Origin of the sequence: Bosea sp. AS-1 (assembly GCF_002220095.1) — a bacterium.
In the GTDB taxonomy this organism is placed as follows: Bacteria; Pseudomonadota; Alphaproteobacteria; order Rhizobiales; family Beijerinckiaceae; genus Allobosea.
This window is the reverse complement of the sequence record NZ_CP022372.1, coordinates 2657900-2673028: the sequence shown is the minus strand read 5'-3', so window position 1 is coordinate 2673028 and position 15129 is coordinate 2657900. Positions and strand designations below refer to the sequence as shown.

At 65.4% G+C, this 15129-nt stretch carries 17 protein-coding genes; 1 reads left to right on the top strand and 16 read right to left on the bottom strand.

Annotation, left to right across the window (positions count from 1 at the left end; genetic code table 11):
- Window positions 1-55 precede the first annotated feature (55 nt).
- On the top strand, window positions 56-1093 hold the full coding sequence (locus CE453_RS14510) for a purine-nucleoside phosphorylase (RefSeq protein ID WP_157733042.1): 1038 nt from the start codon (window positions 56-58) through the stop codon (window positions 1091-1093).
- A gap of 23 nt (window positions 1094-1116) precedes the next feature.
- Here the strand turns inward: CE453_RS14510 and queA are convergent, their stop codons facing one another.
- From queA to nuoI, 16 genes are all read right to left on the bottom strand, one after another.
- On the bottom strand, window positions 1117-2202 hold the full coding sequence (queA, locus tag CE453_RS14505) for a tRNA preQ1(34) S-adenosylmethionine ribosyltransferase-isomerase QueA (RefSeq protein WP_089175234.1): 1086 nt from the start codon (window positions 2200-2202) through the stop codon (window positions 1117-1119).
- Between the two features lie 6 nt (window positions 2203-2208).
- Window positions 2209-2616: a VOC family protein gene (locus tag CE453_RS14500; RefSeq protein ID WP_089175233.1), complete on the bottom strand. Its 408-nt coding sequence runs from the start codon at window positions 2614-2616 to the stop codon at window positions 2209-2211.
- On the bottom strand, window positions 2616-3086 hold the full coding sequence (locus CE453_RS14495) for a peptidylprolyl isomerase (protein ID WP_089175232.1): 471 nt from the start codon (window positions 3084-3086) through the stop codon (window positions 2616-2618). Before CE453_RS14495 ends, CE453_RS14500 begins: the two co-directional genes overlap by 1 nt.
- A complete protein-coding gene (locus CE453_RS14490) occupies window positions 3086-3730 on the bottom strand; it encodes a hypothetical protein (protein WP_089175231.1) in 645 nt (214 codons plus the stop codon). Before CE453_RS14490 ends, CE453_RS14495 begins: the two co-directional genes overlap by 1 nt.
- 52 nt (window positions 3731-3782) lie before the next feature.
- Entirely contained in the window at window positions 3783-4343 is a 561-nt protein-coding gene (locus tag CE453_RS14485; RefSeq protein WP_089177901.1) for a peptidylprolyl isomerase, read from the bottom strand.
- Between the two features lie 558 nt (window positions 4344-4901).
- A complete protein-coding gene (locus CE453_RS14480) occupies window positions 4902-5132 on the bottom strand; it encodes a DUF1467 family protein (protein ID WP_089175230.1) in 231 nt (76 codons plus the stop codon).
- Window positions 5129-5521, bottom strand: coding sequence for a RidA family protein (locus CE453_RS14475; RefSeq protein WP_157733041.1), 393 nt, complete (start codon window positions 5519-5521; stop codon window positions 5129-5131). The genes CE453_RS14480 and CE453_RS14475 overlap by 4 nt, the downstream gene beginning before the upstream one ends.
- Before the next feature lie 4 nt (window positions 5522-5525).
- A complete protein-coding gene (gene mce / locus CE453_RS14470) occupies window positions 5526-5930 on the bottom strand; it encodes a methylmalonyl-CoA epimerase (protein WP_089175228.1) in 405 nt (134 codons plus the stop codon).
- A gap of 44 nt (window positions 5931-5974) precedes the next feature.
- Window positions 5975-7645, bottom strand: coding sequence for a ribonuclease J (locus CE453_RS14465; RefSeq protein WP_089175227.1), 1671 nt, complete (start codon window positions 7643-7645; stop codon window positions 5975-5977).
- A gap of 102 nt (window positions 7646-7747) precedes the next feature.
- Window positions 7748-8506, bottom strand: a complete 759-nt coding sequence (locus CE453_RS14460) for a biotin--[acetyl-CoA-carboxylase] ligase (RefSeq protein ID WP_248308071.1) — start codon at window positions 8504-8506, stop codon at window positions 7748-7750.
- A gap of 11 nt (window positions 8507-8517) precedes the next feature.
- Complete coding sequence (gene nuoN / locus CE453_RS14455) at window positions 8518-9945, bottom strand: NADH-quinone oxidoreductase subunit NuoN (RefSeq protein WP_089175226.1); 1428 nt, start codon at window positions 9943-9945, stop codon at window positions 8518-8520.
- Window positions 9946-9955: 10 nt separating this feature from the next.
- Entirely contained in the window at window positions 9956-11467 is a 1512-nt protein-coding gene (locus CE453_RS14450; protein ID WP_089175225.1) for an NADH-quinone oxidoreductase subunit M, read from the bottom strand.
- A gap of 4 nt (window positions 11468-11471) precedes the next feature.
- Window positions 11472-13490 (bottom strand): NADH-quinone oxidoreductase subunit L, encoded by a 2019-nt coding sequence (gene nuoL / locus CE453_RS14445; RefSeq protein ID WP_089175224.1) that lies wholly within the window; start codon window positions 13488-13490, stop codon window positions 11472-11474.
- Window positions 13491-13520: 30 nt separating this feature from the next.
- The gene (gene nuoK, locus CE453_RS14440; protein WP_089175223.1) at window positions 13521-13829 is read right to left on the bottom strand and encodes an NADH-quinone oxidoreductase subunit NuoK; all 309 of its coding nucleotides are present in this window, start codon (window positions 13827-13829) and stop codon (window positions 13521-13523) included.
- A complete protein-coding gene (locus CE453_RS14435; RefSeq protein WP_089175222.1) occupies window positions 13826-14449 on the bottom strand; it encodes an NADH-quinone oxidoreductase subunit J in 624 nt (207 codons plus the stop codon). Before CE453_RS14435 ends, nuoK begins: the two co-directional genes overlap by 4 nt.
- Window positions 14450-14633: 184 nt before the next feature.
- A complete protein-coding gene (nuoI, locus tag CE453_RS14430; protein WP_038367698.1) occupies window positions 14634-15122 on the bottom strand; it encodes an NADH-quinone oxidoreductase subunit NuoI in 489 nt (162 codons plus the stop codon).
- Between the last annotated feature and the right edge of the window lie 7 nt (window positions 15123-15129).

Sequence of the window (15129 nt, the reverse complement as noted above, 5' to 3'; positions counted from 1 at the left end):
GCATGACGCCTGCGGCTCCTTCCGGAGACCGCAAGCCACCACCGCAGAGACCGACATGTTTCAGAACCTCACCCGACGCTATGGGCGCACCGCCCTCGCACTTGCCGCCCTCGCCGCTGGCGCCATGGCCTTGATGTCGCCAGCCAACGCGGCCGAGCCGATCAAGGTCAAGGTCTTCGTCGCCGCGATGTTCGAGATCGGCGAGAACACGGGCGACCGCGCCGGCGAGTTCCAGCACTGGTACGAGCGCTACTGGACGAAAAGCCAGCCTCACACGGTCAAAGGCGCGTTGAAGCCGATCTATTGCAACGATGATGGCGTCTGCGGCTCCGTGCTCGGCATGGGCAAGGTCAACTCCTCATCCTCGATGCAGGCGATCCTGCTCGATCCGGCCTATGACTTTTCGCAAGCCTACTTCATCCTGAGCGGTGTCGCCGGCACGCCGCCCTCTCGCGGCACCATCGGCGATGTTTCCTGGGGAAGCTGGCTCGTCGACTATGACCTCGGCCATCGCTGGGCGCCGGAGGAAGGCAAGCCGGGCGAGCCGGTCTTCATGCCGCGCAAGGGCTATGAGAGCTATCGCGTCTTCCAGCTCAATCCGGCTCTGGTCGGCTGGGCTGTGCGGCTGAGCCAGGGAACCAACCTGCAGGATTCCGATTCGGCCCGCCAGTACCGCATGCGCTATCCGGAGAAGCGGGCGCAGGCCGCTCCCGCCGTGATGACCGGCACGCATGTGACCGGCGACACCTTCTTCCACGGTCCCGGTCTGTCGAAGGAGGCGCAATTCATCGCCAAGCTCTACGGCGCCGACGACTACGTCATCACGGAGATGGAGGCTGCGGCGATCACGCTGGTGATCAAGCGCCGGTTCGGCACCGATCGCATCCTGAGCCTGCGTGGCGCGGTCAATTTCGACCAGGGCAACCCGAACGAGACGACACTGCAGCATCTCGACCCGGCGCCGGGCCAGACCGCCGGCGGCTTCGCCGAGACGGTCGCCAATATCGAGGCCGCCGGCTCGCGCGTCGTCGATCACATCGTGACCGACTGGCCGGAATGGCAGAAGGGCGTGCCGCCACTGCCCGCCAAGTAGTCTGCTGCGACAAGATCGGCGCGTCAGCCTGCCCTGAAAAGCAGGCTGCCGTCGCCATAGCTGTAGAAGCGATATTGCTCAGCGATCGCATGGGCATAGGCCCGTTTCATCACGTCGAGTCCGCAGAAGGCGGAGACGAGCATGAACAGCGTCGAACGTGGCAGGTGGAAATTGGTCATCAGCACGTCGACGGCGCGGAAGCGATAGCCCGGCGTGATGAAGATCGCCGTGTCGCCCGAGAAGGGCCGAACGGTCCCGTCGGCGTCGGTCGCACTCTCCAGAAGCCGCAGTGAGGTCGTACCGGCGGCGACGATGCGTCCGCCCCTCGCCTTCACGGCGTTGAGCGCGGCGGCGGTCTCGGCCGAGACGGTGCCCCATTCGGCATGCATGCGATGTTCGGCGGTGTCGTCCGCCTTGACCGGAAGGAAAGTGCCGGCGCCGACATGCAGCGTGACGAAATGGCGCGAGACGCCACGCGCTTCCAGCGCCGCGAACAGCTCGGGCGTAAAGTGCAGCCCCGCCGTCGGGGCCGCGACGGCGCCCTCGTGGCGAGCATAGGAGGTCTGATAGTCGGTGGCGTCGGCGCCATCGGCCGGTCGCTTGCCGGCAATATAGGGCGGCAGCGGTAATTCGCCGAGCCGCGCGATGGCCTCGTCGAGATAGGCGCTGGTCAGGCTGAAGCGCAGTTCCACCTCGCCGCCTTCACCCTTGGCCATGACTTCGGCCTGGAGGCGGCCGAGCTCGCAGGCATTGCTCGCTCCCTCGGAATCGAAGACGATTGTCTCGCCCAGCGCGAGCTTCTTGGCCGGACGGGCGAAAGCGCGCCAGCGATCCTCGCTCTCGCGCTTGTGCAGCATGATCTCGACCCGGGCCGAATCCTCGCCGCGATAACGCCGGCCGCGCAGGCGTGAGGGAATGACGCGCGTATCGTTGAGGACAAGTGCATCGCCCGGCTGCAACAGCGCAGGCAGGTCGCGGATTCCCATATCCGCCAGGGGCTCGGGCGCATCCGGACGCACGACGAGCAGCCGCGCCGCATCGCGCGGGCTTGCCGGCCTCAGCGCAATCCGTTCCTCGGGCAGATCGAAATCGAACAGGTCGACATTCATCGGTCTTTACCGGATCCAGGCCCGGTTCTCGAGCACGACGCGATAACCGTCGGCATCCTCGAAAGTGCGCCCATGGGTCGACCACCAGGGATTGGCGGATTCGACGGGCGCGAAACCCGCCGCCTCCATGCGTGCCACCGCACCGTTCCAGTCCGAGCTGTCGGGTAGATAGAATACCAGCAGGTTCTCGGGCGTCGGCGCGCCAGCGACATGGTGGCCGTGCCGAACGGTGAATTCGAGATGATAGGGCCATGTGGGATGGCCCATCATCACGCCATCGAAGCCGTTATGGTTCTCGAAGCCCGAGATTTCCTCGAAGCCCAGGCCATCGCGGTAAAAGCGGCGCAGTGGCGCGAGATCGTTCGTCGCTCGCGCCACCCGCATGACGGGGGCAGAACCCTGCGCCGTCTTCATCAGGCCGCGTCGGCCATCACCTTCATCGAGACGATGGAGTCGGGATCGCGCACCGGCTCGCCGCGCTTGATCTTGTCGACGTTCTCCATGCCTTCGACGACCTCGCCCCAGACGGTGTACTGCTTGTCGAGGAAGCGGGCATCGTCGAACACGATGAAGAACTGGCTGTTGGCCGAGTTCGGGTTCTGGGCGCGGGCCATCGAGCAGATGCCACGCACATGCGGCTCGGCGTTGAACTCCTGCTTCAGGTCTGGGTAGCTCGAGCCGCCGGTGCCGGTGCCGTGCGGGCAGCCGACCTGGGCCATGAAGCCGTCGATGACGCGGTGGAAGACGATGCCATCATAGAAGCCTTCGCGGGCGAGCAGCTTGATGCGCTCGACATGGCCGGGCGCGAGGTCGGGGCGCAGCTTGATGACCACGCGGCCCTTGGTCGTCTCCATGACAATGGTGTTTTCCGGATCGAGCGACATCAGCTCTGCCTTTCGTTGAGCGGCACATGGCCGTGGAAGCGTATGGTGAAGGGTCGTCCCGCGATACTCGCTCCGAGGCCCTTCGACAACCTCATCGGCGTGCAAGCATGCACGGCGGCGATGGCGGAATCGCTGAAGCGCTTCTGGAACGCTGCATCGCCGCGCCGGGTTTCCCAGGTCACACGCGGCTGGCCGAAGAGCGTGCCGTCGCGGCGCAGGCTGAAGCGGAGCGAGACCATCGCCCCGGTCAGGTCACCTGGCAGCGGCGGCGGCTGCCAGCAACGGCGCAAAGCCGGGCCGATATCGATGAGCTTGTCGACAGTGTCGCCTTGCTCGCTCGGCGTCTGGGGCGAAACATCGCCGATCAGCCCGATCTCGCCGGCGCCACTCCTGAGACGCGACGGGCCGATCCGGCGCTGGTCCATGCCCGGGATGTCGTTGCCGCTGAACGGCCCGCCGACACCGGGAACATAGCGTTGGCCGGTCTGCGGCGGCAGGATCGGGTTCTGGGAGCCGGAAGGCGGCGGTAGAACCGGATTCTGGGAGCCTGACGGCGGTGGCCGGCCGAGATCGAGCGTCTCCTGCCCGGCGGCCGGCGCGAAGGCCGCGCCGAGGAGGAGGATGGTCAGGACGAGACGGCGCATGGTCCACTCCTTTGCACCGAAACGCCCCGTCCGGCAGGAAGTTCGCAGCGCCTTACTTGGCGTCCGACTGCATCCGCATGGTGATGATCTTGTCCGGGTTCGTGACCTGGCCGCTGCCGGACGCCCCCTTCTTGATCTTGCGCACGGCGTCCATGCCGGAGACGACTTCGCCGAAGAGCGTGTAGCTGCCGGTCAGCGAGCCGCAGCCCTCATAGCAGATGAAGAACTGCGAATTGGCCGAGTTCGGCGACTGCGAGCGCGCCATGCCGACGGAACCGACCTTATAGGGCGTCTGGCTGAACTCGGCCGGGATGTTCGGCAGGTCCGAGCCGCCGGTGCCGGTGCCGGTCGGGTCGCCGGTCTGGGCCATGAACCCGTCGATGACGCGGTGGAAGACGATACCGTCGTAGAAATGGCGCTTCACCAGCGCCTTGATCTGCGCCACATGCTTCGGCGCGAGGTCCGGCCGCAGGCGGATGGTCACCGGGCCGTCCTTGGTGGTCAGCACGACGGTGTTCTCCGGGTCGAGCTTCTGTGCCGGCGCGGCGGTCTGCGCCTGGGCGAGGCCGAGCGAAGCGAGAAGGGCAAAAGCGGCGAGCGAGCTGCGCAGCATGAAGATCTCCATGGCCGCAGGGGGAGAGCGGCGACCTTCCGGTCAGTAGCGATATCCTTTGGCCGGAACAAGGCACCGAAGCGCTGCGACTCCGCTCTTGCTGCACTGCACAAGTGCAGTCGAGAATGGATTTGCAAAAAGTTGAGGCTCGACATGCCTAAACTGATGACAACAGCGTCACAATCGGCTAATCCTTCTCGCGCTGGGCACGCTTTGTTAGGCAAGGCGCCGCGGACCAGGTCTCGGGAGGAACGAACGCCCGCTAGTATACAAGGCGCACGCGCATAGACGTATGCCGATACTGCGGAAAAAAGCGTACTAACCAAGGCAGGGCATTGGCCTTGCCTTTTTCTTTGGCCGCTTCCCTTGAGATGTGACGTTGGGGCGCTTCTGCCTCGATAAATGCTGCAACCGCGATCAACCGGACCCGAAACGCCCTGTTCCTCAGGCTCATGAACCCGCTTGTCTCCCCGGCAGGTTCAACCGCGCACGCTTCCACCGCTCAGCTCCGAGTGATGACGCCGCGACCTCCCGGGATCATCGGCACCCCGAGGAGGCTCAGAAGTCGTAAGTCGCCCAGAGATACCAGACGAAAGCGAAGATGATCGCGGCGATGACCGAGGTGATCGCAGCCTTCTTCAGCAAGCCAGGCAGGATCGGCGCACCGGGCTCCGTGCCCTCGACCACGTCTCCGCTTTCCTGCTGACTGCGGATGCCGAAAGGCAGAACCGCGAAGAGCGTGATCCACCAGATGATGAAATAGACTGCGAGCGCGCTGGCGATGGTCATGACGCCGCTCCAGCCAGCGCGATGCAGGAAAAGGCAACCCGCGCTTCCGTGGGAACGCCGAAGCGTGCGGTGTGGCGTGCTGGCAGGCCACCTGGAAAGTGCTTCACATACTCGGCGTTGCAGGCGGCATAATCGGCCGGGTCGGTGATCAGCATCGTCACCTGGACGACGCGGTCGAGGGAGCTGCCCGCCCCGGCCAGGATCTCGGCGATGCGGCCGAGCGCATTGCGCACCTCTTCGGCCGGCGTCGCGCCGCGATCAATGCCGCGGGCCGGGTCATGTGGTGCGGAATGCCCCGAGACGAAGACGAGGCCGCCGGCGACGGTGGCGGCGCTGAAGGGGCGCGGCGAGCCGGCTTCCGGCTGGTCGAGGAAAGCGATGGCGGACATCGGTTCAGGCCTGCTCCAGCTCGACCAGCGTGCCGAGGAAATCCTTGGGATGCAGGAACAGCACCGGCTTGCCATGCGCGCCGATCCGCGGCTCGCCGGAACCGAGCACGCGTGCACCCTGCTCCTTCAGACGATCGCGGGCGGCCAGGATATCGTCGACCTCGTAGCAGATGTGGTGGATGCCGCCATCCGGATTGCGCTCGAGGAATTTCGCGATCGGGGAGTCGGCGCCAAGCGGTTCGAGCAACTCGATCTTGGTGTTGGGCAGCTCGACGAAGACCACCGTGACGCCGTGATCCGGCTCGGGCTGCGGCTGCGAGACCCGCGCCCCGAGCGTATCGCGATAGAGCGCCGTCGAGGCCGCGAGATCCTTCACCGCGATGGCGACATGGTTGAGGCGTCCGATCATCTTCGTCTTCTCCGGCGCAGGGCGAGGCAGCAGCCCGTCCTGTTCTAAACCTCGATCACCAGCGCATGCACCAGCGGCTTCTTGCCCCACTCCTCGTTGACGGCGCTGCGCACGCCACGCTCCAGTGCGTTGCGCAAAGCCTCGGGATCGCGGCGACGAGCCTTGGGAATGCCGTCGAGCAGCTCGCCCACGGTGTCGGCGACGAATTCGTCGAAATCCGTGCCGTCCTGTGTGCGCGGCGGCAGGCCGAGAATGGCGATTTCCGGCTCGCCGGCGATGCCGCCCTTCTCGTCGACAGCAACCGCGACCGAAACCATGCCAGCGAAGGAGAGCCGCCGACGCTCCTGGATCGTCTTCTCCAGCGAGTTCACCAGCAGGCTGCCGTCCTGATAGAGCCGGCCGTGCGGCGCCTCGTCCACCTTGCTGGCACCGGCAGCCGAGATCGCGACGACGTCGCCATTGCCTGCGCGCAACACATGCTTGACGCCGAGGCTGCGGGCAAAGCTCTCATGCTCGGCCAGATGCAGGTCCTCGCCATGGGCGGGAATGGCGATCTGGGGCTTCAGCCAGCCATAGAGCCGGGCCAATTCCTCGCGCCGCGGATGGCCGGAGACATGCACGAGATGGGTGCGATCGGTGATGATCTCGATATTGTCGCGGGCGAGCGCGTTCAGGATGTTCCCGACCGACTTCTCATTGCCGGGAATGGTACGCGACGAGAAGATCACACGATCCCCGGGCGAGAGCGCGATCTCGGGATGATCGTCGGCGGCGATGCGCGAGAGCGCGGCGCGCGGCTCGCCTTGGCTGCCGGTCAACAGCGCCACCACCTTGTCGCGCGGCAGGTAGCCATAGGCGTCAACCGGGCGAAAGGCCGGGATGCCGTCGAGATAGCCGCATTCGCGCGCGACATCGATGACGCGCTCCATCGCGCGGCCGACGACGACCACATCGCGCTCATTCGCCATCGCCGCCTCGGCGACGGCGCGCAGGCGGGCGACATTGGAGGCGAAGGTTGTGACGGCGACACGGCCCGGCGCCGACTGGACCAATTCCTTCAACTTGGCTGCGACATCGGCCTCGCTCGGGCTGATGCCTTCACGCATCACATTGGTGGAGTCGCAGATCAGGGCAAGCACGCCCTCTTCGCCAAGCTCGCGCAGGCGCTTCTCATCGGTCGGCAGGCCGACGCGCGGGGTCGGATCGATCTTCCAGTCGCCCGTATGGATGACGAGGCCCGCCGGCGTGCGGATGGCGAGCGCATTCGACTCGGGGATGGAGTGCGCCACCGGCACGAACTCGATGTCGAAAGGACCGAGCGTGATGCGCCCGCCCTGCGGCACCACGTTGATCTCGACTTTGGGCGCGCCGGGTTCCGACAGGCGGCGCGTCGCAAGCAGGCCGGCGGCGAAAGGCGTGCAGTAGACCGGCGCGCGCAGGCTCGGCCAGAGCGCGGCGAGCGCGCCGATATGGTCCTCATGGGCGTGGGTGATGACGATGCCGAGGAGGTTTGCCCGCTCCTCGATGATATAGCGCAGGTCGGGCAGGACGATATCGACACCCGGCGCCTCAGGCCCGGCGAAGGAGAGGCCGCAATCGACCAGGATCCATTTTCGCCGGCCCTCGAGCCCGAAGCCGTAGAGAGCGGCGTTCATGCCGATCTCTCCGAGGCCGCCGAGGGGAACGAAAACGAGCTGGTCGCTGGAACGGGTCACTGGCAATCCTGATATGTGCAATGGCTTGGGCGCATGCCGCGTGATGGCCATGAGCCCTAGCACGCCAGAGGAACGGCCTCCAGATCGCGGAGGCAGGCAAACCTAGCCCAGCGTACCGAAAAACAGATCGCCCGCATCGATGAGACGCCGGCCGGTTTCGGCTTCGAGCTCCAGCCGCCCGGTCGGGTCGAGCCCGGCGAAACGGCCCTGCAGCGGCCCCTCCGGCAGACGGATCGTGATCGTCTCTCCGAGGAAGGCGGCGCGCTCGAGCCAGGCGGCGCGGATCGGCCCGAAGCCGCCGGGCTCCGACCAGATCGCGAAGCGCTTGGCCCAGGCGTCGCTGAGGGCGGTGAGCAGCGCCTCGACGCTCGCTTCCGGTGCAAGCGCCTTGAGATAGGTCGCCGGGTAGGGCGTATCGGAGGGGCAGGAGGCGATGTTGACGCCGCAGCCCAGGATCACGTTGAGCCGCCCTGCCCGGCTCTCGCCTTCAAGCAGCAGTCCCGACATCTTCGCACCGCCGAGCAGCAGGTCGTTCGGCCATTTCAGCTTGAGTTTAGCGGCGGCGGGACCAAGCAGCTTCGCCGCGGCGTCGTGCAAGGCAAGCCCGGCGACGAAGCCGAGTTGCGGCGCCAGCGCCGGCTCGCAGGGGTCGGTCAGGAGCAGGCTGGCGTAGAGATTGCCCGCAGGTGAGCCCCATTGCCGACCGTGACGGCCACGGCCGGCATTCTGGCTGCGTGCGACGATCCAGAGCTTGCCCGGCTCGCCCTGATCGAGTGCACGACGGGCCTCCTCCATGGTGGAGGCGACCTCGTCGCGGATGATCAGCCGATAGCCCGCTGCGCGGGCGGCTTCACCGAGCACGCGTCGTCAACTCAGAACAGCGACTTGGCGGCCGCTGCGGCCGAGTTGAATAGCGGCGCCGGCACGAGCGAAAGCGCCAGCACGAACAGCGCAGAGACGAACAGCACCGTGCGCACGCCGAAGTCGCCCCCCTCGAAGGCGGGCTTCGGATCGTCGAAATAGATCAGCTTGACGATGCGCAGGTAGTAATAGGCGCCGATCACGCTGGTCAGCACGCCGACGACGGCGAGCACGTAGAGCTTGGCGTCGATCGCAGCGAGAAAGACGTAGAACTTCGCCCAGAAACCAGCCAGCGGCGGGATGCCGGCGAGCGAGAACATCATCATCGAATAGGCGAAGGCCATCCACGGATTGGTCCGGGAAAGGCCGGCGAGCTCGGAGATGTCCTCGACCAGCTTGCCGTCGCGGCGCATCATCAGGACGCAGGCGAAGGCGCCGAGCGTCGTGGCGAGATAGACCGCCATATAGGTCATCACACCCTGCACGCCGTCGGGCGTGCCGGCCGCGAGGCCGACCAGCGCGAAGCCCATATTGGCGATCGAGGAATAGGCGAGCAGTCGCTTGATGTTGCGCTGGCCGATCGCGGCGAAGGCGCCGAGGGCCATCGAGGCGATCGAGATGAAGACAATGATCTGGCGCCAGTCGTGGATCGCACCCGGGAAGGCACCGATGAAGATGCGCACCACCATCGCCATGGCAGCCATCTTCGGGGCCGATGCGAAGAAGGCGGCAACCGGCGTGGGAGCGCCCTCGTAGACGTCCGGCGTCCACATGTGGAACGGCACCGCCGAGATCTTGAACACGATGCCCGAGGCGATGAAGACGATGCCGAAGATCAGGCCGAGCCCGGCATGGCCGCCCTGCGTCGCCGCGGCGATGCCGGAGAAGCTGACGGTGCCGGTGAAGCCGTAGACCAGCGAGGCGCCGTAAAGCAGCATGCCGGAGGAGAGCGTGCCCAGGATGAAATACTTCAGGCCGGCTTCCGTCGACTTCGCGTTGTCGCGGTCGAAGGCGGCGACGACATAGAGCGCGAGCGACTGCAGCTCGATGCCGACATAGAGGCCGATCAGGTCGTTGGCCGAGATCATCATCATCATGCCGATGGCGGCCAGAACGACGAGGACCGGGAACTCGAAGCGCATCACACCGTCGCGGCGCAGCGGGGCGGAAGCGAGCAGGATCGCCGCGCCGGCACCGATCAGCGTCAGCACCTTCATGAAGCGGGCGAAGCCGTCGGCGACGAAGCCACCATTGAAGGTGGTGAGCTTGCCCTCGCCCGAGAGGACGAGCACGAGCGCCACGACCAGCAGGATCAGCGCCACGCCTTCGAGTACGCGGGCGGCGCGCTCGCGCTGGATGGCGCCGAACAGCACCATCGCAATGGCGCCGATGGCCAGGATGATTTCCGGCAGGGCCGGGCCGAGAGCGGGCAGAGCCATGTCCGAGACCTTACTGCGCGGCCGCCAGCGCCGTCTTCGCGACGGTGAGCGCGGCCTGATAGTTCTTGATCAGCATTTCGGTCGGCGCCGCGAAGGCGTCGAGGATCTGGTGCGGCTGAATGCCGTACCAGATCGTCAGCAGGACGAGCGGCACGAGGATCGCGATCTCGCGGCCGTTGAGGTCCGTGATGTCCTTCAGTTCGGGCTTGGTCAGCTCGCCGAAAACGACGCGGCGGTAGAGCCACAGCGCGTAGGCGGCCGAGAAGATCACGCCGGAGGTGGCGAAGAACGCGACCCAGGGATTGGCCCGGAAGGAGCCTAGCAGCGTCAGGAATTCGCCGACGAAGCCCGAGGTGCCCGGCAGGCCGACATTGGCCATGGTGAAGATCATGAACACCACTGCGTAGAGCGGCATCCGGTTCACCAGCCCGCCATAGGCGGCGATCTCGCGGGTGTGCATGCGGTCGTAGATCACGCCGACGCAGAGGAAGAGCGCCCCCGAGACCAGCCCGTGGCTGACCATCTGATACATGGCGCCCTGGATGCCCTGCGGGGTCATCGTGAACAGGCCCATGGTGACGAAGCCCATATGCGCCACCGAGGAGTAGGCGATCAGCTTCTTCATGTCCTCCTGCATCAACGCCACCAGCGAGGTGTAGACGATGGCGATGACGGAAAGCGCGAAGACCAGCGGCGCGAAATAATGCGACGCCTCCGGGAACATCGGGATCGAGAAGCGGATGAAGCCGTAGCCACCCATTTTCAGCAAGATCGCGGCCAGCACGACGGAGCCGGCGGTGGGCGCCTCGACGTGAGCGTCGGGCAGCCAGGTATGGACCGGCCACATCGGCATCTTCACCGCGAAGGAGGCGAAGAAGGCAAGCCACAGCCAGGTCTGCATGCCGGCCGGGAACTTGTGGGCCAGGAGCGACGGAATGTCGGTGGTGCCGGCGTTCCAGTACATCGCCATGATGGCGAGCAGCATCAGCACCGAGCCGAGCAGCGTGTAGAGGAAGAACTTGTAGGAGGCGTAGACGCGCCGCTTTCCGCCCCAGATGCCGATGATCAGGAACATCGGGATCAGGCCTGCCTCGAAGAACAGGTAGAACAGCACGAGGTCGAGCGCCGCGAAGACGCCGATCATCAGCGTCTCCAGCACCAGGAAGGCGACCATATATTCGGCCACCCGCTTCTCGACCGAGGTCCAGGAAGCGAGGATGCAGAACGGCATCAGGAACGCCGTCAGGACGATGAAGGGGAAGGAGAAGCCGTCGACGCCGAGCTTGAAGCGGATCGCCTCCGAGATCCAGCTGTGGCTCTCGACGAGCTGGAAACCGGGGTCGGCCGGGTTGAAGCGGCTCCAGGCGACGCAGGCGAGCACGAAGGTGAGACCCGTCGTGAACAGCGCGATCCAGCGGGCATTGGACGAGATCGACGCCTGATCGCCGCGCAGGACGAGGATCAAGGCCGCGCCGACCAGCGGCAGGATCAGGAGACCGGTGAGAATACCGAAACCGAACATCATCTCACCCGCGGGTCAGGAGATACCAGGTCACCAGCCCGGCGACACCGATCAGCATGGCGAAGGCATAGTGATAGAGATAGCCGGTCTGCAGCCTGACGACGCGGTTGGTCACGTCGACCACGCGGGCCGAGACGCCGTCCGGGCCGAAGCCGTCGATGACGAAACCGTCGCCCTTCTTCCAGAGGAAGCGACCAAGCCACTTCGCCGGACGCACGAACAGGAAGTCGTAGATCTCGTCGAAGTACCACTTGTTGAGCAGGAACTGGTAGAGCGCCGGGTTCGCCGCGGCGAGCCTGCCCGGGATGTCCGGCCGGCGGACATACATCCAGTAGGCCAGCACGAAGCCGATCACCATCGCCACGAAGGGCGACCAGACCACCCATTTCGGGACTTCGTGCATCGCGTGCAGGATGTGGTTGTCCTTGCCCATGAACAGCGCCGACTTCCAGAAATGCTCGAAGTCGTGGCCGACGAAGTATTCCTTGAAGGCGTAGCCGGCGAAGATCGCGCCGATCGAGAGCAGGGCAAGCGGCAGCAGCATCACCCAGGGGCTCTCATGCGGCGTATGATCATGGCCATGGCCATGATCGTCATGCCCGTGCGCATGGTCGTCGTGCCCATGCGCGGCATGAGCGTGATCGTCATGACCATGCGCCTCATGACCCCAGCGCGGCTTGCCTTCGAAGGTCATGAAATAGAGCCGCCAGGAATAGAAGGAGGTCATGCAGGCCGCGACGACCAGCAGCACGAAGGCATAGGACGAGGCGAAGCCGCCGCGCTCCACCGAGGCATAGGCGCTCTCGATGATCGCATCCTTGGAGAAGTAGCCCGCAAAGCCCGGGAAGCCCGTCAGCGCCAGCGTGCCGATCGTCATCGTCGCGGCGGTGAAGGGGATATACTTCCGCAGGCCACCCATGTGGCGCATGTCCTGCTCGTGGTGCATCGCATGGATGACCGAGCCGGCGCCGAGGAACAACAGCGCCTTGAAGAAGGCGTGAGTGAACAGGTGGAAGATGCCGGCGCCGTAATTGCCGACGCCGAGCGCGACGAACATGTAGCCGAGCTGCGAGCAGGTCGAATAGGCGATGACGCGCTTGATGTCGTTCTGCACGAGGCCGACCGTCGCGGCGAAGAAAGCCGTGGTGGCGCCGATGACGACGACGACGGTCAGCGCAACGGGAGCGTATTCGAAGACCGGCGAAAGACGCGCGACCATGAAGACGCCGGCCGTGACCATGGTCGCGGCATGGATGAGGGCCGAGACCGGGGTCGGGCCTTCCATCGCGTCCGGCAGCCAGGTGTGCAGCAGGAACTGCGCCGACTTGCCCATGGCGCCCATGAAGAGCAGCAGGCAGGTCAGCGTCAGCGCGTTCCAGTCATAGCCGAGGAAATGGAAGGGCTTGCCGACCATCTCGCCGACGCGCGGGAAGATCGAGTCGAAGGTGACCGCGCCGAAGAGCACGAAGATCAGGAAGATGCCGAGCAGGAAGCCGAAATCGCCGACGCGGTTGACGATGAAGGCCTTCATCGCCGCGGCATTGGCCGAGGGCTTCTGGTACCAGAAGCCGATCAGCAGGTAGGAGGCGAGACCGACGCCTTCCCAGCCGAAGAACATCTGGACGAGGTTGTCGGCCGTCACCAGCATCAGCATGGCGAAGGTGAAGAGCGACAGATAGGCGAAAAAGCGCGGACGGTGCGGATCCTCGTGCATGTAGCCGATCGAGTACAGGTGCACGAGCGACGACACGGTGTTGACCACGACCAGCATCACGGCGGTCAGCGTGTCGATACGGAAGGCCCAGTCGACCTGCAATTCGCCGGAAGAGATCCAGCTCGCGACCTGGATGCGCGTGGTGGCACCGCCGAAGCCGACCTGGGCGAAGGCGACCCAGGACAGGATCGCGGCGACGATCAGCAGCGAGGTCGTGACGATCTCGGAGCCGCGCGCGCCGATCAGCCGGCCGAACAGGCCGGCGATCAGGAAGCCGATGAGAGGGAGGAAGACGATCGCGTGATACATGGCCGTGAGGTCCAGGCGCCTGGGAAGCGCTCAGCCTTTCATCATGTTGATGTCTTCCACCGCGATCGAGCCGCGGTTGCGGAAGTAGACGACGAGAATGGCGAGGCCGATCGCGGCCTCGGCCGCAGCCACCGTCAGCACGAACAGGGCGAAGACCTGGCCGAGGATGTCGCCCAGATAGCTCGAGAAGGCGACGAAGTTGATGTTCGCCGAGAGCAGGATGAGCTCGAGCGACATCAGGATGACGATGACGTTCTTGCGGTTGATGAAGATGCCGAGCACGCCGAGCGTGAACAGGATAGCGCCAACGGCGAGATAGTGGCCCAGTCCGATCATCATGCCATCTCCTCGGGAACACCGGCGCGCGAGGGCACCTGCTTGACCGCCATGGCGGCCTCCTTGGTGCGGGCGTTCTGGGTCGGAACGTCCTGGCGCTTGATGCCTTTCCGCTCGCGCAGCGTCAGCACGATCGCGCCGATCATCGCGACGAGCAGCACGAGGCCCGCCGCCTGGAAATAGTAGATGTACTGCGTGTAGAGCACGCGGCCGAGCGCCTCGGTGTTCGACATGCCCGCCGGGATCGCGGCGACCGGCGCCTTGACCAGTTGCGGGTCGATGACCCAGGCGCCGACGACCATCAGAAGCTCGACGGCGAAGATGAAGCCGATCAGCGCGCCGATCGGCAGATAATTGAGGAAGCCCTGGCGGAACTCGGCGAAGTCGACGTCGAGCATCATCACCACAAAGAGGAAGAGCACCGCCACCGCGCCGACATAGACGACGACCAGCAGCATCGCCAGGAACTCGGCGCCCAGCAGCATGAACAGCCCGGCCGCGTTGACGAAGGCCAGGATCAGGTAGAGCACCGAATGCACGGGGTTGCGCGAGGTCACCACCATGAAGGCGGATGCCACGGTCACCCCTGCGAAGAGATAGAAGAAAGCCGCTGCGGCATTCATCTCGGCCAGCCCTTCCCGCCCCTTTTCGGCGCGGTCCTCGTTTGGTTCATGCTGCGGGACTCAAAGGACCCCGAGCAATTTGGAGCGTCTATAATCAGACCCGCCGGAAGCGACAACCGCGCGGCGGGTCCGTGTCTTCAGTCATGCCCTTCGGCGACGCGAAATGACGCCGGAGAGGTAGAGATCACCGATAGGGCGCGTCCATCGCGATGTTGCGCGCGATCTCGCGTTCCCAGCGCGCGCCGTTCGCGAGCAGCTTGTCCTTGTCGTAGAACAGCTCCTCGCGGGTCTCGGTCGCGAACTCGAAATTCGGTCCTTCCACGATGGCATCGACCGGGCAGGCTTCCTGGCAGAAGCCGCAGTAGATGCACTTCGTCATGTCGATGTCGTAACGGGTGGTACGGCGCGTACCGTCGTTGCGGCGCGGGCCGGCCTCGATGGTGATGGCCTGCGCCGGGCAGATCGCCTCGCAGAGCTTGCACGCGATGCAGCGCTCCTCGCCGTTCGGGTAGCGGCGCAGCGCGTGCTCCCCGCGGAAGCGCGGCGAAAGCTGGCCCTTCTCGAACGGATAGTTCAGCGTCGCCTTCGGCTTGAAGAAGTAGCGCATCGAGAGGCCGATCGCCCCGACGAACTCCTTCAGCAGCAGGCCTCTTGCGGCTTGCGCGAGTGACATCGCCTTC

What these genes read in the sequence shown, in the direction of transcription:
- CE453_RS14435 (WP_089175222.1), bottom strand. Translation starts at nt 14,449, where the DNA reads ATGAATGCCGCAGCGGCTTTCTTCTATCTCTTCGCAGGGGTGACCGTG.
- CE453_RS14475 (WP_157733041.1), bottom strand. Translation starts at nt 5,521, where the DNA reads ATGTCCGCCATCGCTTTCCTCGACCAGCCGGAAGCCGGCTCGCCGCGC.
- mce (WP_089175228.1), bottom strand. Translation starts at nt 5,930, where the DNA reads ATGATCGGACGCCTCAACCATGTCGCCATCGCGGTGAAGGATCTCGCG.
- nuoL (WP_089175224.1), bottom strand. Translation starts at nt 13,490, where the DNA reads ATGTATCACGCGATCGTCTTCCTCCCTCTCATCGGCTTCCTGATCGCC.
- CE453_RS14500 (WP_089175233.1), bottom strand. Translation starts at nt 2,616, where the DNA reads ATGAAGACGGCGCAGGGTTCTGCCCCCGTCATGCGGGTGGCGCGAGCG.
- nuoK (WP_089175223.1), bottom strand. Translation starts at nt 13,829, where the DNA reads ATGATGATCGGACTGGGCCACTATCTCGCCGTTGGCGCTATCCTGTTC.
- CE453_RS14510 (WP_157733042.1), top strand. Translation starts at nt 56, where the DNA reads ATGTTTCAGAACCTCACCCGACGCTATGGGCGCACCGCCCTCGCACTT.
- CE453_RS14490 (WP_089175231.1), bottom strand. Translation starts at nt 3,730, where the DNA reads ATGCGCCGTCTCGTCCTGACCATCCTCCTCCTCGGCGCGGCCTTCGCG.
- CE453_RS14450 (WP_089175225.1), bottom strand. Translation starts at nt 11,467, where the DNA reads ATGTTCGGTTTCGGTATTCTCACCGGTCTCCTGATCCTGCCGCTGGTC.
- queA (WP_089175234.1), bottom strand. Translation starts at nt 2,202, where the DNA reads ATGAATGTCGACCTGTTCGATTTCGATCTGCCCGAGGAACGGATTGCG.
- nuoI (WP_038367698.1), bottom strand. Translation starts at nt 15,122, where the DNA reads ATGTCACTCGCGCAAGCCGCAAGAGGCCTGCTGCTGAAGGAGTTCGTC.
- CE453_RS14485 (WP_089177901.1), bottom strand. Translation starts at nt 4,343, where the DNA reads ATGCTGCGCAGCTCGCTCGCCGCTTTTGCCCTTCTCGCTTCGCTCGGC.
- nuoN (WP_089175226.1), bottom strand. Translation starts at nt 9,945, where the DNA reads ATGGCTCTGCCCGCTCTCGGCCCGGCCCTGCCGGAAATCATCCTGGCC.
- CE453_RS14495 (WP_089175232.1), bottom strand. Translation starts at nt 3,086, where the DNA reads ATGTCGCTCGATCCGGAAAACACCATTGTCATGGAGACGACCAAGGGC.
- CE453_RS14480 (WP_089175230.1), bottom strand. Translation starts at nt 5,132, where the DNA reads ATGACCATCGCCAGCGCGCTCGCAGTCTATTTCATCATCTGGTGGATC.